The organism is Streptomyces sp. NPDC059785 (assembly GCF_042732375.1).
Classification (GTDB): domain Bacteria; phylum Actinomycetota; class Actinomycetes; order Streptomycetales; family Streptomycetaceae; genus Streptomyces.
This window is the reverse complement of the sequence record NZ_JBHWHV010000046.1, coordinates 22,919-47,719: the sequence shown is the minus strand read 5'-3', so window position 1 is coordinate 47,719 and position 24,801 is coordinate 22,919. Positions and strand designations below refer to the sequence as shown.

24 protein-coding genes are annotated in these 24,801 nt (G+C 72.0%); 7 read left to right on the top strand and 17 right to left on the bottom strand.

Annotated elements, in window-relative coordinates:
- Window positions 1-74 precede the first annotated feature (74 nt).
- Entirely contained in the window at window positions 75-1,352 is a 1,278-nt protein-coding gene (locus ACFV6E_RS29760) for an LCP family protein (RefSeq protein WP_385465759.1), read from the top strand.
- A gap of 76 nt (window positions 1,353-1,428) precedes the next feature.
- Here ACFV6E_RS29760 and ACFV6E_RS29755 read toward each other — a convergent pair whose 3' ends face one another.
- From ACFV6E_RS29755 to ACFV6E_RS29745, 3 genes are all read right to left on the bottom strand, one after another.
- Complete coding sequence (locus tag ACFV6E_RS29755; RefSeq protein WP_385465756.1) at window positions 1,429-2,271, bottom strand: DUF6082 family protein; 843 nt, start codon at window positions 2,269-2,271, stop codon at window positions 1,429-1,431.
- A gap of 69 nt (window positions 2,272-2,340) precedes the next feature.
- On the bottom strand, window positions 2,341-2,910 hold the full coding sequence (locus ACFV6E_RS29750; RefSeq protein WP_385465753.1) for a hypothetical protein: 570 nt from the start codon (window positions 2,908-2,910) through the stop codon (window positions 2,341-2,343).
- Window positions 2,911-2,982: 72 nt separating this feature from the next.
- A complete protein-coding gene (locus tag ACFV6E_RS29745; RefSeq protein WP_385177614.1) occupies window positions 2,983-4,140 on the bottom strand; it encodes an acyl-CoA dehydrogenase in 1,158 nt (385 codons plus the stop codon).
- A gap of 186 nt (window positions 4,141-4,326) precedes the next feature.
- Here ACFV6E_RS29745 and ACFV6E_RS29740 point away from each other — a divergent pair, with 186 nt between their 5' ends.
- Complete coding sequence (locus ACFV6E_RS29740) at window positions 4,327-5,670, top strand: UDP-glucose dehydrogenase family protein (protein WP_385465751.1); 1,344 nt, start codon at window positions 4,327-4,329, stop codon at window positions 5,668-5,670.
- A 444-nt stretch (window positions 5,671-6,114) separates the two neighbouring features.
- Here ACFV6E_RS29740 and ACFV6E_RS29735 read toward each other — a convergent pair whose 3' ends face one another.
- The gene (locus ACFV6E_RS29735) at window positions 6,115-6,624 is read right to left on the bottom strand and encodes a CGNR zinc finger domain-containing protein (RefSeq protein WP_385465749.1); all 510 of its coding nucleotides are present in this window, start codon (window positions 6,622-6,624) and stop codon (window positions 6,115-6,117) included.
- A gap of 98 nt (window positions 6,625-6,722) precedes the next feature.
- Here ACFV6E_RS29735 and ACFV6E_RS29730 point away from each other — a divergent pair, with 98 nt between their 5' ends.
- Both ACFV6E_RS29730 and ACFV6E_RS29725 read left to right on the top strand, forming a co-directional pair.
- Window positions 6,723-7,088: a VOC family protein gene (locus tag ACFV6E_RS29730; protein ID WP_385465746.1), complete on the top strand. Its 366-nt coding sequence runs from the start codon at window positions 6,723-6,725 to the stop codon at window positions 7,086-7,088.
- Between the two features lie 29 nt (window positions 7,089-7,117).
- A complete protein-coding gene (locus tag ACFV6E_RS29725; RefSeq protein ID WP_385167250.1) occupies window positions 7,118-7,513 on the top strand; it encodes a VOC family protein in 396 nt (131 codons plus the stop codon).
- Window positions 7,514-7,552: 39 nt separating this feature from the next.
- On the opposite strand, the gene ACFV6E_RS29720 is transcribed toward ACFV6E_RS29725, so the two are convergent.
- The 4 genes from ACFV6E_RS29720 to ACFV6E_RS29705 all read right to left on the bottom strand — a co-directional run bounded on the left by ACFV6E_RS29720 (window position 7,553) and on the right by ACFV6E_RS29705 (window position 11,773).
- Window positions 7,553-8,674 (bottom strand): dipeptidase, encoded by a 1,122-nt coding sequence (locus ACFV6E_RS29720; RefSeq protein ID WP_385167252.1) that lies wholly within the window; start codon window positions 8,672-8,674, stop codon window positions 7,553-7,555.
- A 196-nt stretch (window positions 8,675-8,870) separates the two neighbouring features.
- A complete protein-coding gene (locus tag ACFV6E_RS29715) occupies window positions 8,871-10,085 on the bottom strand; it encodes a dipeptidase (protein WP_385167254.1) in 1,215 nt (404 codons plus the stop codon).
- Window positions 10,086-10,091: 6 nt separating this feature from the next.
- Window positions 10,092-10,637 (bottom strand): 5-(carboxyamino)imidazole ribonucleotide mutase, encoded by a 546-nt coding sequence (gene purE, locus ACFV6E_RS29710; RefSeq protein ID WP_385465743.1) that lies wholly within the window; start codon window positions 10,635-10,637, stop codon window positions 10,092-10,094.
- The gene (locus ACFV6E_RS29705) at window positions 10,634-11,773 is read right to left on the bottom strand and encodes a 5-(carboxyamino)imidazole ribonucleotide synthase (protein WP_385167258.1); all 1,140 of its coding nucleotides are present in this window, start codon (window positions 11,771-11,773) and stop codon (window positions 10,634-10,636) included. The genes purE and ACFV6E_RS29705 overlap by 4 nt, the downstream gene beginning before the upstream one ends.
- A 198-nt stretch (window positions 11,774-11,971) precedes the next feature.
- Here ACFV6E_RS29705 and ACFV6E_RS29700 point away from each other — a divergent pair, with 198 nt between their 5' ends.
- Window positions 11,972-12,574, top strand: coding sequence for a GtrA family protein (locus ACFV6E_RS29700; RefSeq protein WP_385167259.1), 603 nt, complete (start codon window positions 11,972-11,974; stop codon window positions 12,572-12,574).
- A 22-nt stretch (window positions 12,575-12,596) separates the two neighbouring features.
- On the opposite strand, the gene ACFV6E_RS29695 is transcribed toward ACFV6E_RS29700, so the two are convergent.
- On the bottom strand, window positions 12,597-13,868 hold the full coding sequence (locus ACFV6E_RS29695; RefSeq protein ID WP_385167261.1) for an ATP-binding protein: 1,272 nt from the start codon (window positions 13,866-13,868) through the stop codon (window positions 12,597-12,599).
- 47 nt (window positions 13,869-13,915) lie between these two features.
- The gene (locus ACFV6E_RS29690) at window positions 13,916-14,593 is read right to left on the bottom strand and encodes a response regulator transcription factor (RefSeq protein ID WP_385167263.1); all 678 of its coding nucleotides are present in this window, start codon (window positions 14,591-14,593) and stop codon (window positions 13,916-13,918) included.
- Window positions 14,594-15,169: 576 nt separating this feature from the next.
- Here ACFV6E_RS29690 and ACFV6E_RS29685 point away from each other — a divergent pair.
- Window positions 15,170-16,666: an oligopeptide:H+ symporter gene (locus tag ACFV6E_RS29685; RefSeq protein ID WP_385167265.1), complete on the top strand. Its 1,497-nt coding sequence runs from the start codon at window positions 15,170-15,172 to the stop codon at window positions 16,664-16,666.
- A gap of 84 nt (window positions 16,667-16,750) precedes the next feature.
- Here ACFV6E_RS29685 and ACFV6E_RS29680 read toward each other — a convergent pair whose 3' ends face one another.
- The 6 genes from ACFV6E_RS29680 to ACFV6E_RS29655 all read right to left on the bottom strand — a co-directional run bounded on the left by ACFV6E_RS29680 (window position 16,751) and on the right by ACFV6E_RS29655 (window position 22,259).
- The gene (locus ACFV6E_RS29680; protein ID WP_385167311.1) at window positions 16,751-18,049 is read right to left on the bottom strand and encodes a hypothetical protein; all 1,299 of its coding nucleotides are present in this window, start codon (window positions 18,047-18,049) and stop codon (window positions 16,751-16,753) included.
- 116 nt (window positions 18,050-18,165) lie between these two features.
- Complete coding sequence (locus ACFV6E_RS29675) at window positions 18,166-19,263, bottom strand: hypothetical protein (protein ID WP_385465741.1); 1,098 nt, start codon at window positions 19,261-19,263, stop codon at window positions 18,166-18,168.
- Window positions 19,264-19,289: 26 nt separating this feature from the next.
- The gene (locus ACFV6E_RS29670) at window positions 19,290-20,222 is read right to left on the bottom strand and encodes a hypothetical protein (protein WP_385465738.1); all 933 of its coding nucleotides are present in this window, start codon (window positions 20,220-20,222) and stop codon (window positions 19,290-19,292) included.
- Between the two features lie 7 nt (window positions 20,223-20,229).
- Window positions 20,230-20,937: an LPXTG cell wall anchor domain-containing protein gene (locus tag ACFV6E_RS29665; RefSeq protein ID WP_385465735.1), complete on the bottom strand. Its 708-nt coding sequence runs from the start codon at window positions 20,935-20,937 to the stop codon at window positions 20,230-20,232.
- A gap of 181 nt (window positions 20,938-21,118) precedes the next feature.
- Window positions 21,119-21,631 (bottom strand): ATP-binding protein, encoded by a 513-nt coding sequence (locus tag ACFV6E_RS29660; protein ID WP_385167271.1) that lies wholly within the window; start codon window positions 21,629-21,631, stop codon window positions 21,119-21,121.
- 259 nt (window positions 21,632-21,890) lie between these two features.
- Window positions 21,891-22,259, bottom strand: coding sequence for an STAS domain-containing protein (locus ACFV6E_RS29655; RefSeq protein WP_385167272.1), 369 nt, complete (start codon window positions 22,257-22,259; stop codon window positions 21,891-21,893).
- Between the two features lie 237 nt (window positions 22,260-22,496).
- Here ACFV6E_RS29655 and ACFV6E_RS29650 point away from each other — a divergent pair, with 237 nt between their 5' ends.
- Window positions 22,497-23,432: an RNA polymerase sigma factor SigF gene (locus ACFV6E_RS29650; protein ID WP_385167274.1), complete on the top strand. Its 936-nt coding sequence runs from the start codon at window positions 22,497-22,499 to the stop codon at window positions 23,430-23,432.
- A 104-nt stretch (window positions 23,433-23,536) separates the two neighbouring features.
- Here ACFV6E_RS29650 and hutI read toward each other — a convergent pair whose 3' ends face one another.
- Complete coding sequence (hutI, locus tag ACFV6E_RS29645; protein WP_385167276.1) at window positions 23,537-24,712, bottom strand: imidazolonepropionase; 1,176 nt, start codon at window positions 24,710-24,712, stop codon at window positions 23,537-23,539.
- Window positions 24,713-24,801 lie beyond the last annotated feature (89 nt).

Genomic DNA, 24,801 nt, shown 5'->3' with positions numbered 1-24,801 from the left:
CTTCGCAACAGCCGTGGTCCTATTTTCCGCCGACCCTTGTAAGGCACACAGTCGGGCACTGCACACTGGGCCACATGAATGATTGGCCCGACGACAACCGCAGCAACCGGTACGGCGGCGGCAGCGCGAGCGCACAGCCCGAGAGCGCGCGCGTGATGCGGCAGGTCCGTCGCGGCCCCGCGGCCCCCGGCCCCAACCCCTCCGCCCCGCCGCACGGCGTACCGCAGCAGCCGTCCTACGTCGGCGGGCAGGGCTACGACGACGGCCAGGGCTACGACAGCGGCTACAACACCGGACAGGTCTACGGCTCCCCCGGCGGCGGCGGTCCGCAGGGCCCCGGCGGGACGGGCGGACGCGGCCCGCGGCCCGCGCCGAACTGGCGCCGGCGCATCAAGTGGACCGCGATCACCGTGGTGACCCTGCTGGTCGTGGTCTCCGTGGGTACGTACTTCTGGGCCGACTCCAAGCTCAACCGTGACGTCGATCTCTCCAAGGTCATCGACCGGCCCGACGCGGGCGAGGGCACCAACTACCTGATCGTCGGTTCCGACAGCCGCGAGGGCATGACGGCCGACGACAAGAAGAAGCTGCACACCGGGTCCGCCGACGGCAAGCGCACGGACTCGATGATGATCCTGCACACCGGCAGCAACGGCGACACGCTGATCTCCCTCCCCCGCGACTCCGACGTTGAGATCCCCACGTACAAGGGGTCCGAGTCGGGCAAGACGTACGAGGGGACGGGCCGGCACGTGAAGCTGAACGCGGCCTATGCCGAGGACGGCCCCGAGCTGCTGGTGCGCACCATCGAGTACAACACCGGGCTGCACATCGACCACTACGTGGAGATCGGCTTCGCGGGCTTCGCGAACATCGTCGACTCGGTCGGCGGCGTGGAGATCGAGATCCCCAAGGGCGGCATGAAGGACACCAAGTCCGGCGCCGACTTCGAGGCGGGCAAGCAGACCCTCAACGGCGAGCAGGCCCTGGCGTTCGTACGTACCCGGTACGCGCTCAAGAACAGCGACCTGGACCGGACGAAGAACCAGCAGAAGTTCCTCTCCGCCCTGGCCAACCAGGTGGCGACGCCGAGCACGGTCCTGAACCCCTTCAAGCTCTACCCGACCATGAGCGCGGGCCTGGACACCCTGATCGTCGACAAGGACATGGGGCTGTTCGACCTGGCGGACATGTTCTGGGCCATGAAGGGCGTCAGCGGCGGCGACGGCAAGTCCATGAACATGCCGATCTCCGGCTCCACGGGCGGCAACCTCGTCTGGGACAAGGCCAAGGTCAAGACCCTGGTGAACGAGCTGAAGAACGACGAGACGGTCACGGTGTCGGGCAACTGAGCCGCACCGCGAACCTGTGAAGTGAAGGGCCCCGCCGTACGGAACGGCGGGGCCCTTCACGTGCCGTCGCGCACTCTCAGCGGCGGTTGCGCAGCAGGGCGCCGAGTGCGACGCCGGTGCCGAGGCCGACCAGGGTGCCGACGGCGGTCCGCCAGGCGGGCGCGGGCACGACGGGCGGTGCGGGCGGGCCGGGGACGGCGGGCGGACGAGGAGAGGCTGACGGACGGGGAGCGGCGGGCGGACGGGGAGCGGCGGGCGGCCCCGAGGCGTCAGGCGTGCGCCTCGGTGGCCCGGCGGCGATGGCGGCGACCGCGCGGGCGTGCTCCTCCGCGACGACGGCGAGGAACCGGCGCCCGGCCCGGCTCCCGGAGGTCCCCGTGACCCACGAGACGCGGGCCCGGTCCCAGTAGCGGCGGCCGGCCTCCCCGGCGAACATCCCCGCCAGCATGTCCCGCAGCAGGGGCTCGCGGACGGTGCCGATCTCGAACCCCATCCACGCGTAGTTCATCAGCAGGTCGGCGTACACGTGCCGCTTGCGCTCCCGGGGATCGGCGATGTCCGTGTCGCCCCAGACCGGCTGGTAGAGCTCCATGTCCTCCAGCTCCAGGCGGACCAGCTCCAGGTAGTAGCCGCGGATGCCCCGCACCTGCTCGGCCCTGGCCTGCCGGTTCTGGACGAACAGCGAGGCGGCGACACCGGCCAGCGCCAGCGCCGAGACGACCGCCGAGGCGAAGCCGTACGCCGCGCCGACCTGCCCGAGCCGGTTCCAGTCCGTGCCCTCGGACCCGGCGATCCGCTCCAGCACGAACGGCGACAACGCCAGCACCGCCAGCACCCCGGCCACCACGGCGACCACGGCGACCACCCGGACCACAGCCCCGGCCCCGGCCCCGGCACGGGAAACTCGACGACGGACCATCGAACGGATCACCCCCCACACAAGCCGGCCCCCGCGACCAGCCCGAACCAACCGAAGCCTACGGGCAGTTCACGGCCGCATCTCGGCGCCCGCCGCGCCGCGGTGCCCCAGCAGCCGCGCCTGCTCGCTCTTGAGCCGGGCGAACCGGTCCCGTATGTACTCGTTGAGCTCCCGGCCCGGGAAGTTGATGAGCGACAGGTGCTCCGCGTGGTCGCCCTCGGCCCAGCGGGCGGCGGTGATCTCGTACCCCGAGACATGGGCGCAGAGCTGGAGGAGTGCCTCGGGCATCCGCTCCTCGATGAGGAGATCGGCCTTGGTGACCACCACGTCCCGCATGGCCCTGACGTTGGGGATGAAGACGGTGCTGGCCCACAGTCGCCACCGCGCGAGCTCCTGCTCGGTCGGCGGGACGTCGTGCCGGAACGGGTCGCGCCCGTCCGGGCGGGCGTACGTCTCCGAGAAGGTGTCGTAGACCCGGCTGTTGGACTCCATCAGCGCGAACAACGGCCCGTAGAATTCGCTCAGTTGCTGGTTGACCCGCGCGAGCCGGGCCTGCCGCTGCGCGAGCCGCAGCCCGTTCAGATAGGTCACCAGATAGCCGGCGAACGCCAGTCCGACGGTCACGATCACTGTCCCCATGAAGGGCGATGGTAGGCCGTACCCGCCGTGCCGGTCGGCGGGCGCAGCGCCCGCCGGCCGACGAGGGGCGCCCTACGGCAGATTCCGGGCCATCACGATGCGCTGGACCTGGTTCGTGCCCTCGTAGATTTGGGTGATCTTGGCGTCGCGCATCATGCGTTCCACCGGGTAGTCGCGGGTGTAGCCGTAGCCGCCGAGGAGCTGGACGGCGTCCGTGGTGACCTCCATGGCGACGTCCGAGGCGAAGCACTTGGCGGCGGCGCCCTGGAAGGTGAGGTCGCTGTCGCCGCGCTCGGACTTGGCGGCGGCCGCGTACGTGAGCTGGCGGGCCGCCTCGATCTTCATGGCCATGTCGGCGAGCATGAACTGGATGCCCTGGAAGTCGGCGATCGGCTTGCCGAACTGCTTGCGCTCCTGGACGTAGCCCTTGGCGTAGTCGAGGGCGCCCTGGGCGATGCCGAGGGCCTGGGCGGCGATCGTGATGCGGGTGTGGTCCAGGGTTTTCATGGCGGTGGCGAAGCCGGTGCCTTCCTCGCCGATCATGCGGTCCGCCGGGATGCGGACGTTGTCGAGGTAGACCTCGCGGGTCGGGGAGCCCTTGATGCCGAGCTTCTTCTCCGGGGCGCCGAAGGAGACGCCCTCGTCCGACTTCTCCACCACGAAGGCCGAGATGCCCTTCGAGCGCTTCGTCGGGTCGGTGACCGCCATCACCGTGTAGTACTCGGACTCGCCCGCGTTGGTGATCCAGCGCTTCACGCCGTTCAGGACGTAGGAGTCGCCGTCGCGGACCGCCTTCGTCTTCATGCCCGCCGCGTCCGAACCGGCGTCCGGCTCGGAGAGGCAGTACGAGAACATGCCGTCGCCCTTGGCGAGCGGGGTCATGTACTTCTTCTTCAGGTCCTCGGAGCCGGAGAGGATCACGGGCAGGGAACCGAGCTTGTTCACCGCCGGGATGAGGGAGGAGGACGCGCAGACGCGGGCCACCTCCTCGATCACGATCACCGTGGCCAGCGCGTCCGCGCCCGCGCCGCCGTATGTCTCGGGCACGTGCACGGCGTGCAGGTCGGCGGAGAGCAGGGCGTCGAGGGCCTCCCGCGGGAAGCGGGCCTCCTCGTCCACCGCGGCGGCGTGCGGCGCGATCTTCGCCTCGGCCAGCGAACGGACGGCGTCACGGAGCATGTCGTGCTCCTCGGACGGGCGGTACAGGTCGAAATCAGCCGATCCGGCCAAGGTGTCTCACGCTCCAAGGACGCTAATTACCGTTAAGTAACCCAGATTTTAGGGGTCTGCTCACGGGAGTGATACGTGAGCTTGGCGACAAGGAAGAAGTTGCCCGGTCAAGCGCCCGGTGAAGCGCCTGGTGACGCCCCGACTATGCTCTGCACACACCCACGGCCGTAGACCCCTGGAGCACTCATGGCCCTCAAGATCACCGTGATCGGCACCGGCTATCTCGGCGCCACACACGCCGCGGCCATGGCCGAACTCGGCTTCGAGGTGCTGGGCCTTGACGTGGTGCCCGAGAAGATCGAGATGCTTCAGCGGGGCGAGGTCCCGATGTACGAACCCGGCCTGGAAGAGCTCTTGCGCAAGCACGTGGCCGGGATCGAAGGGTCCACCGGGCGGCTGCGGTTCACCATGGATTTCGCCGAGGTCGCGGACTTCGGCGACGTGCACTTCGTCTGCGTGAACACCCCGCAGAAGCACGGCGAGTACGCCTGCGACATGTCCTACGTCGACGCCGCCTTCGAGTCGCTCGCCCCGCATCTGCGCGGCCCCGCGCTGGTCGTCGGCAAGTCCACCGTGCCGGTCGGCTCCGCGGACCGCCTCGCCGCCCGGCTCGCCGAGCTGGCCCCCGCGGGCGACGACGCCGAACTGGCCTGGAACCCCGAGTTCCTGCGCGAGGGCTTCGCCGTCCAGGACACCCTGCACCCCGACCGCCTCGTCGCGGGCGTCCGCAGCGAGCGCGCCGAGAAGCTGCTGCGCGAGGTCTACGCGACGCCCGTCGCCGAGGGCACGCCGTTCGTGGTGACGGACTTCCCGACGGCGGAGCTGGTGAAGACCGCCGCGAACTCCTTCCTCGCCACCAAGATCTCCTTCATCAACGCCATGGCCGAGGTCTGCGAGGCCGCCGGCGGCGACGTCGCCAAGCTGGCCGAGGCCATCGGGTACGACGAGCGGATCGGCCGGAAGTTCCTGCGGGCCGGCATCGGCTTCGGCGGCGGCTGTCTGCCCAAGGACATCCGGGCCTTCATGGCCCGCGCCGGCGAGCTGGGCGCCGACCAGGCGCTGACCTTCCTGCGCGAGATCGACTCGATCAACATGCGCCAGCGCGGCCAGATGGTCGAGCTGGCCCGTGAGGCGCTCGGCGGCGGCCCGTTCCTCGGCAGGCGCGTCGCCGTCCTCGGCGCGACGTTCAAGCCCGACTCGGACGACGTACGGGACTCGCCCGCGCTGAACGTGGCCGGGCAGATCCACCTCCAGGGCGGCCAGGTCACCGTCTACGACCCGAAGGGCATGGAGAACGCCCGCCGGGTCTTCCCGACGCTCGGCTACGCCGACTCCGCCCTGGAGGCGGTGCACGGCGCCGACGTCGTACTCCACCTGACCGAGTGGCGCGAGTTCCGGGAGCTGGACCCCGAGGCGCTGGGCGGGGCGGTCACCTCGCGGATCATCCTCGACGGGCGCAACGCCCTGGACCCGGAGCTGTGGCGCCGGGCGGGCTGGACGTACCGGGCGATGGGGCGGCCGACCGCGTAGGCGGGAGCCGCCGGCGAGGACGCCGGTCCCGCCGCGCAAGCGGGAGCCACCGGCGAGGACGCCGGTCCGGCCGAGGCTCAGTCGGCCGGACCGGCGTCCTCGCCCATTCTTCACCCCGCGAGCGCGGCACGCGGCCGGAAGCGGCCACTCCGCGCGGTGACGGCGGTTACTTCGCGGGGTGACGGCGGTCTCTTCGCGCGGTGACGGCGGTCTCTTCGCGCGGTGACGGCGGTCTCTTCGCGCGGTGGCAGCCATTGCTGCGCGGTGGCTGCGGTTGCTACGCGAGGCGGCGGCAGGCACTTCGCGGGCGGCGGCAGGCACTTCGCGGGTGGCCGCAGGCACTTCGCGGGTGGCCGCAGGCACTTCGCGGGTGGCCGCAGGCACTTCGCGGGCGGCGGCAGGCACTTCGCGGGCGGCGGCAGCTACTTCGCACGGGGGCAGCCGCTACTTCGCGCGGTAGCGGCGCATCTTCTCGCGGGCGCCGCAGACCGCCATGCTGCACCAGCGGCCGCGCCCCGCCGGGCTGCGGTCGTAGTACGCCCAGTGGCAGGTGGGCGACTCGCAGCCCTTCAGCCGCAGCCAGGTGCCGTCCACGAGCGCCTCGGCGACGGCCGTCGCCACCCTGGAGTGCAGCGTCTCCGGTCCCGCGCCGGTCAGCGACGCCGTGCCGCCCTCGTCGTCCACCGCCACCCGCAGCGGCGCCCCGGCGAGCAGTTCGCCGAGCGGGGTCACGTCGCGGTGCGGCGGGTGGCCCGCGTGGGCCAGGCACACGGCGCGCAGCGACTCGCGCAGTTCGCGGACCGCCTCGATGTCCGCCTCGGCCGCGCCGGCGAGCCCGAAGCGGGCCCGTCCTTCGGCGGTGTCCAGCCGGTCGGCGCCCGTCGCGAGGTCCAGCGTGTTCACCAGCGCCTCGATCAGAGCCAGGCCGCCGGGCGCGGGCGCTCTCTCATTCACCCTTGCGACGTTACCCCTGATGCGGCAGCATGCAGTAACCGTTACCGGTTACCCGGCTCTACGGGTAACTCAGGTGATTCGACTCCGAGGAGGTAGTCATGGCTCTCGCCGCACTGGGCACCGTCGTCCTGGACTGTCCCGATCCGCGCGCCCTCGCCGAGTTCTACGCGGGCGTGCTGGGCGGGACGGTCGAGGCGGACGACACCGGCCGCTGGGTCGACCTGAAGCTGCCGGACGGCCGGACGCTGGCGTTCCAAGCCGCGCCCGGTCACGTACCGCCGAAGTGGCCCGCGGCCGGGGACTCGCAGCAGTTCCACCTGGACCTGGTCGTCGAGGACATGGACGCCGCGGAGCGCGGTGTGCTGGCGCTCGGGGCCACGGCGCTGGACGCCGAGGACCGCTCGCGGGGCTGGCGTGTGTACGCCGATCCCGCGGGGCACCCGTTCTGCCTCTGCGCCTGCTGACACCCAGCCCGCCGATCAAGGAGGATTCCATGGCATCCGCCATCCGTGTGCGGTCCGTCGTCCTGGACTGTCCCGATCCGCGCGCCCTCGCCGAGTTCTACGCGGGCGTGCTGGGCGGGACGGTGAGCCAGGACGACGAGGAGTGGGTCAACCTGGCGGCTCCGGGCGGCCACCGGATCTCTTTCCAGCGGGTCGCTGAATACGTGCCCCCGGAGTGGCCCCGGCAGGACCGCAACCCGCAGCAGTTCCATCTCGACTTCGACGGCGGCAGCACGTGGGAGGAGATGGACGCGGCCCAGGAGAAGGTGTACGCGCTGGGCGCCCGGCCGCTGGACCTGGAGGACGACGGCGGCAAGCGGGACTGGCGTGTGTACGCCGACCCGGCGGGGCATCCGTTCTGCCTCTGCCGGATCGACCACCCGTAGGGCCCGGCGCGGTTCCGGCCGGGGACATGACACAGGCTCTCAGCCGTCCAGGTCGGCGATCCTGGCGGTGGACGGCTCGCGGCGCTGCTGGGCGGCGCGGGCCGTGAAGTCCGCGCTGCGCAGTACGCGCTGGACGTTGCCCCAGGTCAGCAGGGCCACCTCCGCGTCGGACCAGCCCCGCTCCAGGATCTCCGCGATCAGGTTCGGGTAGCCGGAGACGTCGCTGAGGTCCTGCGGGTGGGCGGCTCCCGTGTCGTACGTGCCCGCGAGGCCGACGCACTCCGGTCCGGCCACCGTGCGGATGTGGTCGAGGTGGTCGGCGACGTCCCGGACGGTCGGGCCCGTCTGGCCGGCCGTGAGCGGCACCATGCACAGGCCGTGGCCGGTGCCGAGGCGGCCGAGCACGTCGTCGGTGAGGTTGGCCGGGTGCGGGCGCAGCGCGCGGGCCGCGGAGCGGGTGAAGACCACCGGCGCCTTGGACAGCGTGAGACAGCGGCGGACGGTGGCGTCGGAGGCGCCGGACAGGTCGGCGATCACCCCGAGCCGGTTCATCTCGCGCACCACCTCCTCGCCGAACCGGGTCAGGCCCGTCTCGCCCGCCCAGGACGCGCCGGTGAGCGTCACGAAGCGCACGCCGAGGGCGTTCAGGGCGCGCAGGATGCCGACGGAGTCGCCGAGCGCGGGGGCGCCGACGGGTCCGAGCAGGGCGGCGACGCGGCCGCAGCCGACGGCGTCGATGAGCTGGCCCGCGCCGTAGGCGAGCCGCAGGCCGTCGGCGTGCGCCGCGGCCACCGTCTTCACCAGGTCGAGCTGTTCCAGGGTGGCGCCCACCGCCTGGTCGCCCACCAGGCCCTCGGGCAGGTGCACGGAGCAGAAGAGCGCGCCGACGTGGCCCTCGCGCAGCCGTGGCACGTCCGTGTCGACGGCGGGTTCGCCCTCCTCCAGGTCGTACCAGGGCAGGCGGCCAAGGGCCTGGGCGAGGCCGCTGCACCCGTCGGCCACGGGGTGCACGGCGAGCAGGGCGCGGGCGCGCCGCAGCGACTCGGAGGTGTGCCGGGCGGCGTCCGCGGCGAGGTCGGGTCCGGCAGCGGGCTGCGGTGCCGGGCGGTCGGGCCCGCTCACTTCGGCGGTGAGGCGCAGTTCGTCCTGGAGATCGGCCATGGCGGGCTCCGTACGTCAGCGAGATCGCGGTACGGAAACCGTGGCACGGGGGCCGGGGGGCTTCCTGGTGGACGGTGCGTTCGGAGTAGTGGGCGCCCCCGCGCCGTACGCCCGAGCGGTGGGGCCCACGCGGTGAGCGGGCCCCGGCCGTACGCCCGGCCGGGGCCCGCTCACCGCGCTGCCACGCTCACCGTGCTCAGCCGTCGAGCTGTTCCAGCGTCGCGTTCGACGGGCCGCGCTTCGTCTTCAGGTCGCGGGCCACGTCCTCGGCGGCGCCCAGCACCCGTACCGAGTTCTGCCAGGTCAGCTTGGCCAGGTCGGCGTCGGACCAGCCGCGGTCGAGCAGCTCCGCGATCAGGTTCGGGTAGCCGGAGACGTCGCCGAGGCCGTCCGGGGCGAACGGGGTGCCGTCGTAGTCGCCGCCGATGCCGAGGTGGTCGATGCCCGCGGCCTCGCGCATGTGGTCGAGGTGGTCGGCGACCGTGGCGACGGTGGCGACCGGGCGCGGGTGCGCCTCCTCGAAGGCGTGGTGGACCTTCATCGCCTCGGGGGTGGTGGCGAGGTGGTGGAAGCCGTGCGCCCGCATGTTCTCGTCGGCCGCCACGGTCCAGTCGACGGCCGCCTGGAGGACGAACTTGGGCACGAACGTCACCATCGCGACGCCCCCGTTGGCGGGCAGCCGCTCCAGCACGTCGTCCGGGATGTTGCGCGGGTGGTCGCAGACGGCGCGCGCCGAGGAGTGGGAGAAGATCACCGGCGCGGCGCTGGTGTCGAGCGCGTCGCGCATCGTCGTGGCCGCCACGTGGCTGAGGTCCACGAGCATGCCCTCGCGGTTCATCTCCGCCACGACGGCGCGGCCGAAGGCGGACAGGCCCCCGACGTTCGGCTCGTCCGTCGCCGAGTCCGCCCAGGCGATGTTGTCGTTGTGGGTGAGCGTCATGTAGCGCACGCCCAGCGCGTACAGCTGCCGCAGCGCGGCGAGGGAGTCGTCGATCGAGTGGCCGCCCTCCGCGCCCGTCAGCGAGGCGATACGGCCCTCCGCGCGCGCCGCCTCCATGTCGGCGGCGGTCAGCGCGGCCCGCAGGTGCGCCGGGTGCCGGTCGATCAACTGCCGTACGCAGTCGATCTGTTCGAGGGTCGCGGTGAGCGCGCCCGGCAGATCGGAGCGGACGTACACCGACCAGTACTGGGCGCCGACGTGGCCGGCGCGCAGCCGGGCCAGGTCGGTGTGCAGGTGCGCGCTCTGGTCGGTGGCGATGTCGCGGGCGTCGAGGTCGTAGCGGACCTGTTCGCGCAGTGCCCAGGGCAGGTCGTTGTGGCCGTCGACGACCGGGAACTCGGCGAGCAGCGCGCGGGCCCGGTCCAGGGCGGGGATGTCAGGAGTGGGGGTGGCGGAGTCGGTGGAGGTCATGTCCGGTCACTTCCCCGATCCGAAGCCGAAGCCCGCGCCCGCGCCCTCGGCCTTGGCGCGCAGCCGCTTGCCCTTCTCGGTGGCCTGGTCGTTCAGCTCCTGCTGGAACTCCCGCATCCGGGCGAGCAGTTCCTCGTCGTGCGCGGCGAGCATCCGGGCGGCGAGCAGACCCGCGTTGCGCGCCCCGCCGACGGAGACCGTGGCGACGGGGACGCCCGCCGGCATCTGCACGATGGACAGCAGCGAGTCCATGCCGTCGAGGTACTTCAGCGGGACGGGTACGCCGATGACGGGCAGCGGGGTGACCGAGGCGAGCATGCCGGGCAGGTGGGCGGCGCCGCCCGCGCCCGCGATGATCGCCTTGAGGCCGCGCCCGGCGGCCTGCTCGCCGTACGCGATCATCTCGTGCGGCATCCGGTGCGCGGAGACGACGTCGACCTCGTAGGGGATCCCGAACTCGGCGAGGGCCTTGGCGGCGGCCTCCATGACGGGCCAGTCCGAGTCCGAGCCCATGACGATGCCGACGACCGGCGAGTGCGGTGACGTGCTCATTCGGTGATCGTGCCTCTCAGATATCCGGCTGCGTGCCGGGCGCGATCGAGGACGTCGTCCAGGTCGTCGCCGTAGGTGTTGACATGGCCGACCTTGCGGCCGGGCTTCACGTCCTTGCCGTACATGTGGATCTTCAGCTTGGGGTCGCGGGCCATGCAGTGCAGGTACGCGGAGTACATGTCGGGGAAGTCGCCGCCGAGGACGTTGACCATGACCGTCCACTTGGCGCGCGGGCGCGGGTCGCCGAGCGGGAGGTCGAGGACCGCGCGGACGTGGTTGGCGAACTGGGAGGTGATCGCGCCGTCCTGGGTCCAGTGGCCCGAGTTGTGCGGGCGCATCGCCAGTTCGTTGACGAGGATGCGGCCGTCGCGCGTCTCGAAGAGTTCCACCGCGAGGTGCCCGACCACGCCGAGTTCCTTGGCGATGTTCAGGGCCAGTTCCTCGGCGTGCAGGGCCAGCTCCTCGGAGATGCCGGGCGCGGGCGCGATCACCGTGTCGCAGACGCCGTCGACCTGCTGGGACTCGACGACGGGGTAGGCGACCGCCTGGCCGTGCGGCGAGCGCACCACGTTCGCCGCGAGCTCGCGGACGAAGTCCACCTTCTCCTCGGCGAGGACCGGGACGCCGGCCCGGAAGGGCTCCGCCGCGTCCTCGGCGGAGCGGACGAACCACACCCCCTTGCCGTCATAACCACCACGCACCGTCTTCAGGATCACGGGGAACCCGTCGCCCTCCGCCGCGAACGCGGCGACGTCCTCGACGTCGCGCACGATGCGGTGGCGCGGGCACGGCACCCCGATCGCGGTGAGCTTCTCGCGCATCACGCCCTTGTCCTGGGCGTGCACCAGCGCGTCGGGCCCCGGGCGCACGGGGATGCCGTCCGCCTCCAGGGCCCGCAGATGCTCGGTGGGTACGTGTTCGTGATCGAAGGTGATCACGTCGCAGCCCCGCGCGAAGTCGCGCAGCGTGTCCAGGTCGCGATAGTCGCCGACGACGACATCACCGACGACCTGCGCCGCGGAATCCTGAGGCGTGTCACTGAGGAGCTTGAACCTGATGCCGAGCGGGATGCCAGCCTCGTGCGTCATACGCGCGAGCTGCCCTCCGCCGACCATGCCGACTACCGGGAACGTCACCCTTCAAGAGTATCGGCCGCGCCACGACGGCCGGATTCCGTCCCTCCGGGCACTGCTTCCACGCCCGCGAGATCCCGCCTTTCCCCGTCTCTCCCCGCGTGTCCGCCCGTACACAGGCGCCGCCGAGGGACCCTGGTTAGCATGGCGTGGTTGACGCATCCGACCGAATGCATCCGACCGACGGGGGCTGGCGACACGATGGGCAGTAGTTCCACGGAGCTGCGCGCGCGGCCCCGCAGTGCCATGCGGGAGCGGTTCGACCGGCTGGTCCGCGAGATCGCGAAGTTCGGCGCCGTGGGCGCACTGGGCACCGTGGTCAACTTCGCCGTCTCCAATCTGCTGTGGCACACCACCAGCCTCCAGGCCGTCCGCGCCAACGTGATCGCGACCGTCGTCGCCATCGCCTGCAACTACGTGGGCTTCCGCTACTTCGCGTACCGGGACCGTGACAAGAGCGCCCGGACCAGGGAGCTGACGCTGTTCCTGGTCTTCAGCGCGGTCGGCCTGGTGATCGAGAACGGCGTGCTGTACGCGGCGATCTACGGCTTCGGCTGGAACAGCCCGGTGGAGCGCAACGTCTTCAAGGTCCTCGGCATGGGCATCGCGACCCTGTTCCGTTTCTGGTCCTACCGGTCGTGGGTGTTCCGCACGCTGCCCGCGCCCGAGGCGGAGCCGGAGGCGGACGCGGATGCCGATGCCGACGCGGTGAACGGCGCGACCGTGACCAGTGCCGAATCGTTCCTCGACCAGTCGGCGGGGCGGGCCGGACAGGTCGAGCGGCCCGCCCAGCGCGTGTCCTGACACCCGTGAGCCCCGGCCCGCGTCAGCGGACCGTGGGCTCCTGCGGGGCCGGGTGCGTCCTGACCGGCGTACGGGACAGGAAGAGGCCGAAGACCGGCGGCTTGGCCTGGAGCATCTCGAGACGGCCGCCGTCGGCCTCGGCGAGGTCGCGGGCGACCGCGAGACCGATGCCGGTGGAGTTGCGGCCGCTGATCGCCCGCTCGAAGATCCGGGCGCCGAGGTCCGCGGGGACGCCCTGCCCCTCGTCCGTGACCTCGATCACGGCCTGGTTGCCGGTGACCCGGGTGCGCAGCGCGACCGTGCCGCCCCCGTGCATCAGCGAGTTCTCGATGAGCGCCGCGAGGACCTGGGCGACCGCGCCGGGGGTGCCGACCGCCCGCAGGTGCCGCTTGCCCGAGCTGACGACGGCGCGGCCCGCGCTGCGGTAGGCGGGGCGCCACTCGGCGAGCTGCTGCTGGATGACCTCGTCGAGGTCGAAGGAGACGGCGGAGCCGGTGCGCGGGTCGCGGGAGTTGGTGAGCAGCCGCTCCACCACGTCCGTCAGCCGCTCCACCTGCCCGAGCGCGATGGTCGCCTCCTCCTTCACCGTGTCCGGGTCGTCGGTGAGGGTGATCTCCTCTAGGCGCATGGACAGCGCGGTGAGCGGCGTACGGAGCTGGTGGGAGGCGTCGGCGGCGAGCCGGCGCTCGGCGGTGAGCATCCGCGCGATCCGCTCCGCGCTGCCGTCCAGGACGTCGGCGACCCGGTCCAGCTCGGGCACCCCGTACCGCTTGTGCCGGGGGCGGGGGTCTCCGGAGCCGAGCCGTTCGGCGGTCTCGGCGAGATCGGTGAGCGGGGAGGCGAGCCGGTTGGCCTGCCGTACGGCGAGGAGGACCGCGGCGACCACGGCGAGCAGCGCGACCGCCCCGATGATCATGAGGGTGCGGCCGACCTCGCGGGTGACCGCGGAGCGTGGCTCCTCGACCGTGACCGTCTCGCCCTGCTCGCCCCTGGCCGTGGAGCGGATGACGTCGCCCGCCGCCCGGCGGCCGATCTCGATGGGCCGCTCGCCCGGGATCCGGATGACCGCGTACCGCTGGTCGGCGACCTGGTCGCGCAGGATCTCGCCGCTGACCCGCTCGTCCCCGAGGAGCCGGCTGTCCACGATGCTGGCCAGCCGCAGCGCCTCGGAGTCCACGCGTTCCTGTGCGCTGTTGCTAATCGTCCGGGTCTCGACGATGACGAGGGACACACCGAAGACGGCGATCACCACGAGGACGACGGCGAGCGTGGACTGGATGAGTCGGCGGCGCATATTCCGTTACCTGTGGGCGGGGGTGATGGGCACGGCGGAGGTGTGCCCTAGCTCTTCTCGAAGCGGAAGCCCACTCCTCGTACCGTGGCGATGTAGCGCGGGTTCGCCGCGTCGTCGCCGAGCTTCTTGCGCAGCCAGGAGATGTGCATGTCGAGGGTCTTGGTGGAGGACCACCAGGTGGTGTCCCAGACCTCGCGCATGAGCTGGTCGCGGGTGACGACCCGGCCCGCGTCCCGGACCAGGACCCGCAGCAGGTCGAACTCCTTGGCCGTGAGCTGCAATTCCTCGTCGCCCATCCAGGCGCGGTGGGACTCGACGTCGATGCGCACGCCGTGCGTGGCCGGCGGCTGCTGCGGTTCGGCCGAGCCGCGCCGCAGCAGCGCCCGGACCCGGGCGAGCAGTTCGGCGAGCCGGAACGGCTTGGTGACGTAGTCGTCGGCGCCCGCGTCCAGGCCGACGACGGTGTCCACCTCGTCGGCGCGCGCGGTCAGGATGAGGATGGGCACGGTGTGGCCCTCGGCCCGCAGCCGCCGGGCCACCTCGAGGCCGTCCATGCCGGGCAGACCGAGATCCAGTACGACCAGATCGATGCCGCCCTGCATCCCGGCGTCGACCGCGGTGGGTCCGTCCTCGCGCACTTCCACCTCGTAACCCTCCCGGCGCAGGGCGCGGGCCAGTGGCTCCGAGATGGACGCGTCGTCCTCGGCGAGCAGTACACGGGTCATGGGGTGATGGTAGTCCGCCCCGGACCTGGGCCGCCGCGTGATCGGCGGGCGGGATTCCGGCTCAGCGCCGGGTGTTGCGGGGCCGGCGGGCCGGAAGGGCCCCGGCGGGCGCAGCGCGGGACGTCGCCTGCGGCTTTGGGACACAACCGCAGTGGGTACCTTCGAATACGTGTGCTCGGTTCCACGTTGACCTGTGATCCATCTCTCAAGTCCTTCCATATGGGGCGTTGACATGCCGTATGGTGACCAGACGCCTGTAGCACCAACTCGGGACCTTTGGCGCAAGTTCGATGCTGAAGGTCTCTTTTGTGTGCGGGTTGGCATGCGCCAGCCTCCAAAGGAATGACCTGTGGCCGGGCCTCCCCGCGCGTCGACGCGCGGAGGGGCGTGGATCCCGGTGGTCGCCGTCCACCGCTTCGCGACCCGAGGCGGACACCCCGTGGGCGTGGGGCGGACGGGACAGCCCGCCGGTGCCGGCCAGCCCCCCACCGGGCGCGCATTCACCCCCAGCAGTTCCCGGCCCCATCCGGGAGGGGGGAGCCCCCATGCAGCGCGCCCCGACAGCAAGGAACGACCATGGCGTCCAGCCTGACGAAGGACTCGTACCCACCGGGCACCCCCGGTCACGAAAAGACCTTCTTCGGCCACCCCCGCGGACTGGCCACTCTCTTCATGACCGAGATGTGGGAGCGTTTCTCCTACTACGGCATGAGGGCTCTGCTCCCGCTGTACCTGGTCGCTCCGGGCGGCCTGCACCTGAGCGCGGCGACCGCGACCGCGATCTACTCGGTGTACCTGTCCCTGGTGTACCTGCTGACGCTGCCCGGCGGCTGGTTCGCCGACCGGGTCCTCGGCCCCCGCAGGACGGTCGCCGTCGCCGGCGTGGTGATCATGCTCGGCCACCTGACGCTGGCCCTGCCCTGGGCGGGCACCTTCTACGGCGGTCTCGGTCTGGTCGCCATCGGCTCCGGTCTGCTGAAGGCCAACATCTCGACGATGGTCGGCCACCTCTACGACGGCCCGGACGACCCGCGCCGCGACGGCGGCTTCACGCTCTTCTACATCGGCATCAACGTCGGTGCCTTCGTCGCCCCGCTGGCCATCGGCACCCTCGGCGAGAAGGTCAACTGGCACCTCGGCTTCGCGCTCGCCGCGGTCGGCATGGCCGTGGGCCTGGCCCAGTTCCTGCTCGGCACCCGCCACCTCAGCCCGCGCTCCGAGACCGTGCCGACCCCGCTCTCCGCCGAGGAGAAGGCGGCCACACTGCGCAAGGGCCTGCTCTGGCTGGTCGTCGCAGTCGTCTTCTACGGCATCGTCGGCTTCTCCGGCCTCTACACCCTGAACTGGCTGCTTGTCCCGATCACCGTCGCCGGTCTGGTCATCCCGGTCTGGGTCATCGGCCGGATCAAGCGCGACCGCTCCCTGGACCGCGCCGAGCAGTCCAAGATGAGCGCGTACATCTGGTTCTTCGTCGCCGCGGCCGTCTTCTGGATGATCTACGACCAGGGCGGTTCGACGCTGTCGATCTTCGCCGACTCCTCCGCGGAGAACAGCGTCTTCGGCTGGGGCTTCCCGGTCTCCTGGTACCAGTCGGTCAACCCGGTCCTGATCATGGCGTTCGCGCCGGTCTTCGCCTGGCTGTGGCTCGCGCTGAACCGGCGCGGCAACGAGCCGAGCACGGTCGTGAAGTTCGCCTCGGGCCTCGTCCTCGTCGGCGTCTCGTTCTTCCTGTTCCTCGCGCCGCTGGGGATCGCCGACGGCGGTCACAAGGCGGCCGCGCTGTGGCTGGTCGCGATCTACTTCGTGCAGACCATGGGCGAGCTGCTGCTCTCCCCGGTCGGCCTGTCCGTGACCACGAAGATGGCGCCCGCCAAGTACGCCTCGCAGATGATGGGCGTCTGGTTCCTGGCCGTCACCGCCGGTGACGCCACGACCGGTCTGCTCTCCATCGCGGGCGTCGACCTGAACAAGACGGGCATCGTCGCGCTGGAGGCCGCGCTCGCCGTGGTCGCCGGCGTGGCGGTCTGGATGTACCGCAAGAAGGTCAAGGCGCTCATGGGCGACGTCCGCTGACGTCCCGCCCCGTACGCCCAAAGGGCCGCCGCACCTCGGGTGCGGCGGCCCTTCCGCCTTTTCCAGCCCCCTGGGGGGACGCGGTCAGCGGGTCCGTACGTACGGCATGAGCGTGAGGACGCCGCCGCCGAGCAGGATCACCGTGCCGCCGATCAGACCGAGGGCCTTGAGCGCCTCGTGGCTGCCGCTGCCGGTGTTCGCGAGCCCGCCCGAGACGGTCCCGGAGGAGCCGGAGCCGGACGTGCCCGCCGCCGAACCGCCGCCCGAGGCGCCGCTCGCCTGCGCGGTGGTGTCCAGGGTCAGCGACACCAGCGACTTCTGAGGGGTACAGGTGGTCGTGGTGCCGAGCGCCTCCACCGTCAGCACGCCCGGCGCGAGCGTCGACTTCCCGTCGGCGCCCGGCTTGTAGGTGCCGGTGAGGTCCGGGATCCCGATCGGATCGCCGGACTTGATCGGCTCCGCGTTGGTGGGCCCCTCCACATGCACGGTGCCCTTGTCGGCGCCGCCGAGGACGACCTCCATGGACGGCTTGACGGAGTCCGCGGGGATGTCGGCCGGGCTGTCCATCACCGACCCGTTGAACTTGACCGAGAGCGCGAAGCTCCCGCCGTCCTTCTTCGCGTCGATCCGCACGGGCGAGGTGGCGCTCTTGTCCCCGATGGGCGTCTTGCACGCGTACGGTACGGAGACCTCGTCGCCGGTGAACTCGGTCGCGCCGCCCTCGTCGCCGCCCGCCGCGCCGCCCGTGTCGGTCCCGCCGGTGTCACTGCCGCCCGTACCGCTCGGGCTCTCGGAGGGCTCGGACGAACCCGTCGGCGAACCGGTCGGCGACACGGTCGGTGACGTCGGCGGATCGGTGGGCGAACCCCCGCCGCCCTCCGTCACCTTGATCGTGGCCCCCGGCTGCACGGCCTCCTTGGGCGCGCACTTGGTGTCCGTCGACAGCGGCTTGCTGACGTTGATGTTGTACGCGTCCGGCGTCAGCGTCAGCTCGCCCGGCGCCGTCAGCTTCAGCGTGCCGGTCATGTCCGACAGTTTCATCTCGCTGTTCTTCGGGATCGCCGGGTTGGTGCGCGGCCCCTCCATCGCGATGTCCGCGCTCTGCGCCCCGGCCGCCTTGAGGGTGCCGGTGGGCTGCACGGTGTCCGCTTCCAGGTCGAGGATGTCGGGGTTCTTCGACGCGGCCTGGACGAACTTCCAGGTGACGGTGACCGTGTCGCCCACCTTCGCCTCGGCGGGCGCGGTGATCTCCGCCTTCGTGGTGCCCTGCACCGCGGGGAGCCCCGAGATCGCGGGCGGGATGCACTCGGTGGCGTACGCCACCTCGGCGGCCTGGGCCGGGGTCGCGGCGACGGCCACCAGCAGGCCCGCGCCGCCGAGCATCAGCGCGGCACCGGCCGCGCTCGTCCTGCGCCGGACCGTCCGGCCGTCGGACGATCCGCGGCCTGCCCGGCCGTCGGGCGGTCTTCCTGCGGTGCCGAGAACTCTCCGTTGCCTGGTCACGGGTTTCCCTTCGTCGTGCGGTGCCGGTGGTCGTCGTGCGGTGCGGAGAGCTGACCGGCCGCCGGGGTCCCCGGATCGCTGTCCGGTGTGAACCACGGCAGGGCCGGGGCGGCGGAGGCCGAGGTGCTGGTGGCGGAGGCCGAGGTACTGGTGGCGGAGGCGGAGGCGTCCGCGGTGGTGCCGGTGGCGGCGGGGGGCCTCGCCCGCGTGCGGTGGCGGCCCGGCTGTGCGGACGGTCCGTGCGGCCGTATCCGGTCCACCACGGCCATCCCGGCCCGGAACAGCGCCGCCGGTACGACGAGGCACAGCAGGATCCAGAAGAGGGTCACGCCCCAGGGGCGGCCGACGCCCCACGGCTGCTCGGCGAGCACCTTCCCGCCGTACTTCAGGGAGATCGTGTAGTCACCGTGCGCGCCCGCCGACAGCTCCACCGGCAGGCTGATCCGGGCCTTGCGGCCGGGCGCGACGGTGCCGCGCCACTGCTGCTCCTCCCAGCCGGGCGCGAAGACGCCGTGCGCGGTGCCGACCTCGAAGACGGGGTTCTGGATGGCGGTGGTCCCGGTATTGCCGACGGTGAACACCAGCGTCCGCGAGGGCGGCGCCCCGAACCAGGTCAGCAGGGAGCCCGACCCGTCGAGCCGGGCCGCCGTCAGCACCGAGAGCCGCCCGCCGGCCGGTTCCGCGGGCAGCGGCTCCACCGAGTGCCCGGCGACCATGAAGATGGCGTCCGCCGCCGTCTTGCGCCCGGTGACCGTCGCGACGTGCACCACGCAGGGGCACGGCACGGGCGGCTCCGCGACGGGCAGCTTCCGGCGGAACCTCCCCTTCGTGTCGGTGGTGACGGCGCGGCCGTCCCCGTTGGCACAGGAGTTGGTGCCGCCGGTCACCCCCTGGGCCGGCACGGCCTGCCCGCAGATCAGCAGCATCAGCAGCCGCTCGGCGCCCCAGCCGCTCCCGCTGACGGTGATCGAACCGCCCGTGCCCGCCTGCGCCTTCGACAGCTCGATACGCGGACCGTCCGCCGCGACCGCCGGTGCCCCGGACAGCGGGGCGAGGACGAGCGCGAGGAGCAGCGCCAGCTTCACCGGCAGCACGCTCCGCCTCCGAGACACCCGCACCTTCACGTCACCGCTCCCATCGGCTCGGGCACGGACGCCGTGCCGTCCGTCGTACGGCGCCTGCGGCGGCGTACGGCGGCGAGGGCCGCAAGCGTGACGGCCGCGGCGAGGGCGCCCGCCGTCACCGGACCCCACGGGACGAAGCGTGCCGACGCCGTCGCCGTGGAGCGCGCACCGCCCGCCGCCGTCACCGTCAGCCGCACGTCGACCGCGTCGAGGACGGGCCGCCCGGTCCACGGCTCGTCGAGCGCGATCCGGCGGCCCGGCGGCAGCTCGACGGACAGGCCGCGCGGCGCCCGGTCCAGGACGGTGCCGAAGACACCGTCGGCGCGCACCGCGAGCCGGGGCGCGAGCACGGTGGTGCCGCGGTTGACCAGTTCGTAGTGGATGCCGTCCGCGCGCACCGCGACGTGCTCGACGGTCAGCGCGGACAGCGCCGGGCCGGTCACCCCCACCCGCACGCGGACCGCCGCGGAGCGGCCCCCGCCGCTCGCCACGATCACCCCGGTACGGTCACCGGGCGCCGCGCCCGCCGGGACCCGCACGCTGAACGGGACGTCGGCACGGGTACGCGCCGGTACCCGTACCGACGTGGTGGGCACGGCCGTCCGCCGGCCCCGTTCGGTCCCGGCGAAGGCGATCCACGCCCCGGTGCCCGCCACCGCCCGGTCCCTGGCGCCGTCGTCCCCGTCCGTGGTCGCGTCCGCGCCGCGCAGCCGTACGGTGACCGCCCGCTTCCCCGGGTTGACCAGGGACACCGAGTCCTGGAGGACCGCGCCGGGCGCGCCCTCGGCGTACACGTACGGGCGCCCCTCGGGCTCGCTCGCGGACGGCGCGACGGACCAGCCCCCGCCGGCCGCGGCCCGTGGCGCGGCGGCCGTCAGCAGCAGGACGGCGAGGGGGACCAGCAGACGGAGGCGGGGGACGTACGGCATCGGCGGGTCAGCGGCGTACGGTCTGGTGCCGCCGGGAGAGCCAGAGCGCGCCGGCCGCGCCCGCGAGCAGCACGGTGCCGCCGAGCGTGCCCAGCGCGATGGCCGAGTCCTCGGGGCCGGTCTGCGGGAGGTCGCCGGAGGAGCCGGAGGCCGAGTCCGAGCCCGACTGGTCCGAGCCGGTCGAGCCGCCGCCGGAGGCCGCCGTCACGTCGAGTGTCAGGGACGGCTTCGGGTCGTTGCCCGGGGTGCACGTCGTCGTGGTGCCGAGCGCCTTGATCGTCAGTACGCCCGCGGTGAAGGTGACCTTGCCGGTCTTGCGCGGCGTGTACGTGCCCGACAAGTCGGTGATCTTTATGGGGGTGTTGGCGGGTATCGCCGCCGCGTTGGCGGGGCCCTTCACCGCCACGGTGCCGCTGTCCGCGCCGCCCAGCTTGATCACGGCGCTCGGGTTCATCGCCCCCTTGCCCAGTTCCACCGGGCTGGAGGAGACGCCCTTCTGGAACGACATGGTGAGCTTGTACGCGCTGCCGCTCCTGACGCTCTTGATGTCGATGGGCGACACGGCGCTCTTGTCGCCGATCGGCGTCTTGCACTGGTAGTTGACGTCCACCACGTCGGCCCGGGCGGCGGGGGCGGCCATCAGCACCGCCGAGCCGGCCAGGGCCGCGGCGGACGCGAGCACGGCGGTCCGTTTCTGGTACGTCGGGTACGACACCTCAGGTCCCCTCGTCGCCGGGAGATTTGCTGACGGCACATCAGATAGGGCGCTCAAAGTACGCCCGGGACCTTGTGGAGGGAAGACAAAGTGCGCGCCGGATCCTTTGATCCGACGCGCACTCGGCGTTGTCGAGGTGAGGCAGTCAGGGGCTGGTCGTGGTGGGCTGCCGGGAGGCCCGCTACGCGGGTGCTCCCACCTCCGCCCACACCGTCTTGCCCGCGACGCCCGGGGATCTCAGAACTCCCCAGTCCAGGCAGAGCCGCTGCACGATGAACATGCCGTGCCCGCCGGGGCGGCCGGCGCGGTGCGGGGTGCGCGGGGCGGGCTGACCGGTCCCCCGGTCGGCGACCTCGATGCGCAGCACCTTGTTGTCGCAGGAGATCATCAGCTCGTCCGGGCCCTCGGCGTGCAGGCAGGCGTTGGTGACCAGTTCGGAGACGACGAGCAGGACGTCCTCGGCGGCGGCCCGCTGATCGGCGCCGTCGGCCGGCAGCCAGCCCCAGGCGTAGAGCGCCTGCCGTGCGAAGTCGCGGGCGAGCGGGACCACCCCGCTCGCCTCGTCGAAGTTCAGTCTGCGGACCCGACGCGAGGCCGAGGACGCGGGCGCGCCCGTACCGGACGCCCCGGAAGCGCCGCCGGCGCCCGACTCCGGGCCGCGGTCGCCCGGCGAGTAAGGCCGGGTGGTGCTCATCAGCGCTTCACCTCACCGATTCACCAGTTCACGATTCAAGACTCAGTACGTTTGGATCTGCGGCGTCGAGGCCGCTCGGGCTGCCGGCGAGTGGCGGGCGCCGGCTTCGTTCAGGATGTCTCCTGCCCGACCGAACCGTCCGAACACCCACTTATTCGGCGCGGAACTTGTGACGCGGGCAACGCGCCCGTCGCACAGGGGCAACCGGGACGTCACCTCGGCGGCCCGGCCGCCGGTCGTTCCGCTCATATCGGTCCGCTCATTCGGCGAGGGCGGCGTCCAGCGTCTCGTGGACAGTGAAAACGGCCTCCGCCCCGGTGATCTCGAAGACCCTGGCGACCACGGGCAGCATGCCCGCCAGATGGACCGCGCCCCCGGCGGCCTCGGCCTTCAGTCGTGCACCGAGCAGTACGTTCAGCCCGGTGGAGTCGCAGAACTCCAGGCGTGAGCAGTCCACCACCAGACGCGAGAACCCCTTGCCGAGGCATTCCTCGAGCGGCTCGCGCAACAGATCGGCCGTGTGGTGATCCAGCTCACCGGCCGGGGTCACGACGGCACTCGTGCCCTGTTCTCGCACTTCGACAAGAAGCCGGCCCGACTGTGCGCTGCCGACCGTCCCGCGGTCCATGCCGTCTCTCTCCCGACCGTCGTGGCTGTTGCTTGATGCCCTCGAACACTACGCCTTCCCTACGCACCTTGACACCCGAACAACCGCACCGAAGCGGACATAACGCCGCAGAACGCACTTGCGGTGGTGTTGCGAAACCGGATAGGGCTAGAGGGAGACCTAATCGACACGGCCGGCTTTGGAGGCGCCGCACACCGCAGTGCACGTATTGGCATCGGCGGCCATATGCCGAGAACGATGGAGGACATCATGTCACCCCGGCTCGACGAATCGCACACCCAGTGGGCGACGTCGGCATCTCATCCGGATCTTCTGGAGAACGAGCACCCCGAGCACCTCGTGGACGACTCCCCCGCGGAGAGCGATGTACTCGCGGGACTTCCGGAGATCCCCCCGTACGAAGAGGTGGGGCCGGTTGACGCACGGGCCCTGTCCAAGACGCTCTTCGAGCGGCTCGAGTCCCTCGAAGAAGGCACGCGCGAATATTCGTACGTGCGCAACACCCTCGTCGAACTCAACCTCGCGCTGGTGAAGTTCGCCGCCTCCCGGTTCCGCTCCCGCAGTGAGCCGATGGAGGACATCGTCCAGGTCGGCACGGTCGGCCTGATCAAGGCGATCGACCGGTTCGAGCTCAGCCGCGGCGTCGAGTTCCCCACCTTCGCGATGCCGACCATCGTCGGCGAGATCAAGCGCTTCTTCCGCGACACGAGCTGGTCCGTGCGCGTGCCACGCCGGCTCCAGGAGCTCCGCCTCGACCTGGCCAAGGCGGGCGACGAACTCGCCCAGCAGCTCGACCGTTCGCCCACGGTCGGCGAGCTGGCGGAGCGCCTCGGCATCACCAAGGAAGAGGTCGTCGAGGGCATGGCCGCCTCGAACGCCTACACCGCGAGTTCGCTGGACGCCCAGCCCGAGGAGGACGACTCCGAAGGCGCGCTCGCGGACCGCATCGGCTACGAGGACCACGGGCTCGAGGGCATCGAGTACATCGAGTCCCTGAAGCCGCTGATCGCCGAGCTTCCCTCCCGTGACCGCAAGATCCTCTCCCTGCGCTTCGTCGCCGGCATGACCCAGTCGGAGATCGGCGAGGAGCTGGGCATCTCGCAGATGCACGTGTCGCGGCTGCTGTCGCGGACGCTGGTGCGGCTGCGGAAGGGGCTGACCGTCGAGGAGTGACGGGCGCTGTCCGGTGGTGACGGGCGCTGTCCGGTGGTGCCGGGCCGGCCCGGTGGTGCCGGGCCGGCCCGGTGGTGCCGGGCCGGCCCGGTTCGATGCGGGGCCTAGGCGCGTGTTCCGCGGCTCCACACCTGTGACACCAGCGGGACCCCCGGGCGGTACGCGAGGTGCACGTGGCTCGGGGCGTCCAGGAGCGCCAGGTCCGCGCGGGCGCCGGGGGCCAGGTGGCCGATGTCGTCCCTGCGCAGGGCCGCGGCGCCGCCCGCCGTCGCCGACCAGAGCGCCTCGTCCGGGGTCATGCCCATGTCCCGTACCGCGAGGGCGATGCAGAACGGCACCGACGACGTGTACGACGAGCCCGGGTTGCAGTCCGTGGACAGGGCCACCGTGGCGCCCGCGTCCAGCAGGCGGCGGGCGTCCGGCCACTCGGCCCGGGTGGAGAACTCCGCGCCCGGCAGGAGCGTCGCCACGGTCGCGCTGTGGGCGAGCGCGTCGATGTCCTCGGCGGTGAGGTGCGTGCAGTGGTCCGCGCTGGCCGCGTCCAGCTCGACCGCGAGCTGGACGCCGGGGCCGTACGACAGCTGGTTGGCGTGGACGCGGGGGTGCAGGCCCTTCGCCCGGCCCGCCGTGAGGATCGCGCGGGCCTGGTCGCCGTCGAAGGCGCCCCGCTCGCAGAAGACGTCGATCCAGCGGGCGTGCGGGGCGCAGGCGTCGAGCATCTCGCCGGTGACGAGGTCCACGTACGCGGCGGGATCGCCGGCGAGTTCCGGCGGGACGATGTGGCCGCCGAGGAAGGTCACCTCGTCGGTGTGGCGGGCGGCGATGCGCAGGGCGCGGGACTCGTCCTCGACGGTGAGGCCGTAGCCGGACTTGGTCTCGAAGGTCGTCGTGCCCTGGCGGAGCGCTTCGCGCAGGTGGCGGGTGAGGGTGCGTTCCAGGTCGTCGTCGGTGGCGGCGCGGGTGGCGGCGACGGTGGTGCGGATGCCGCCCGCCGTGTAGGCGCGGCCCGACATACGGGCGTTGAACTCCTCCGTGCGGTCGCCCGCGAAGAGGAGGTGGGAGTGGGAGTCCACGAAGCCCGGGATCACGGTGCGGCGGCCGGCGTCGACGTGATTGTCAGTGGCGGGTGCTTTGCTTGATTCACCGGTCCACGCGACGCGGTCGTCCTCGATGACGAGCGCCGCGTCGTGGATCAGGCCGAGGGGGGACTCGTCGTCGCCGAGGGAGGGGGCGTTGGTGACCAGTGTGGCGATGTTCGTGATGGCGGTGCTGATGCTCATGGCGTCCTTTGGGGGTGCGCTGTCCGACGGGGGCGGGGCGGTGCGGTGCCCCTCGCGTGCGAGGTATAGGGCGGGGCGGTGCCCCTCGC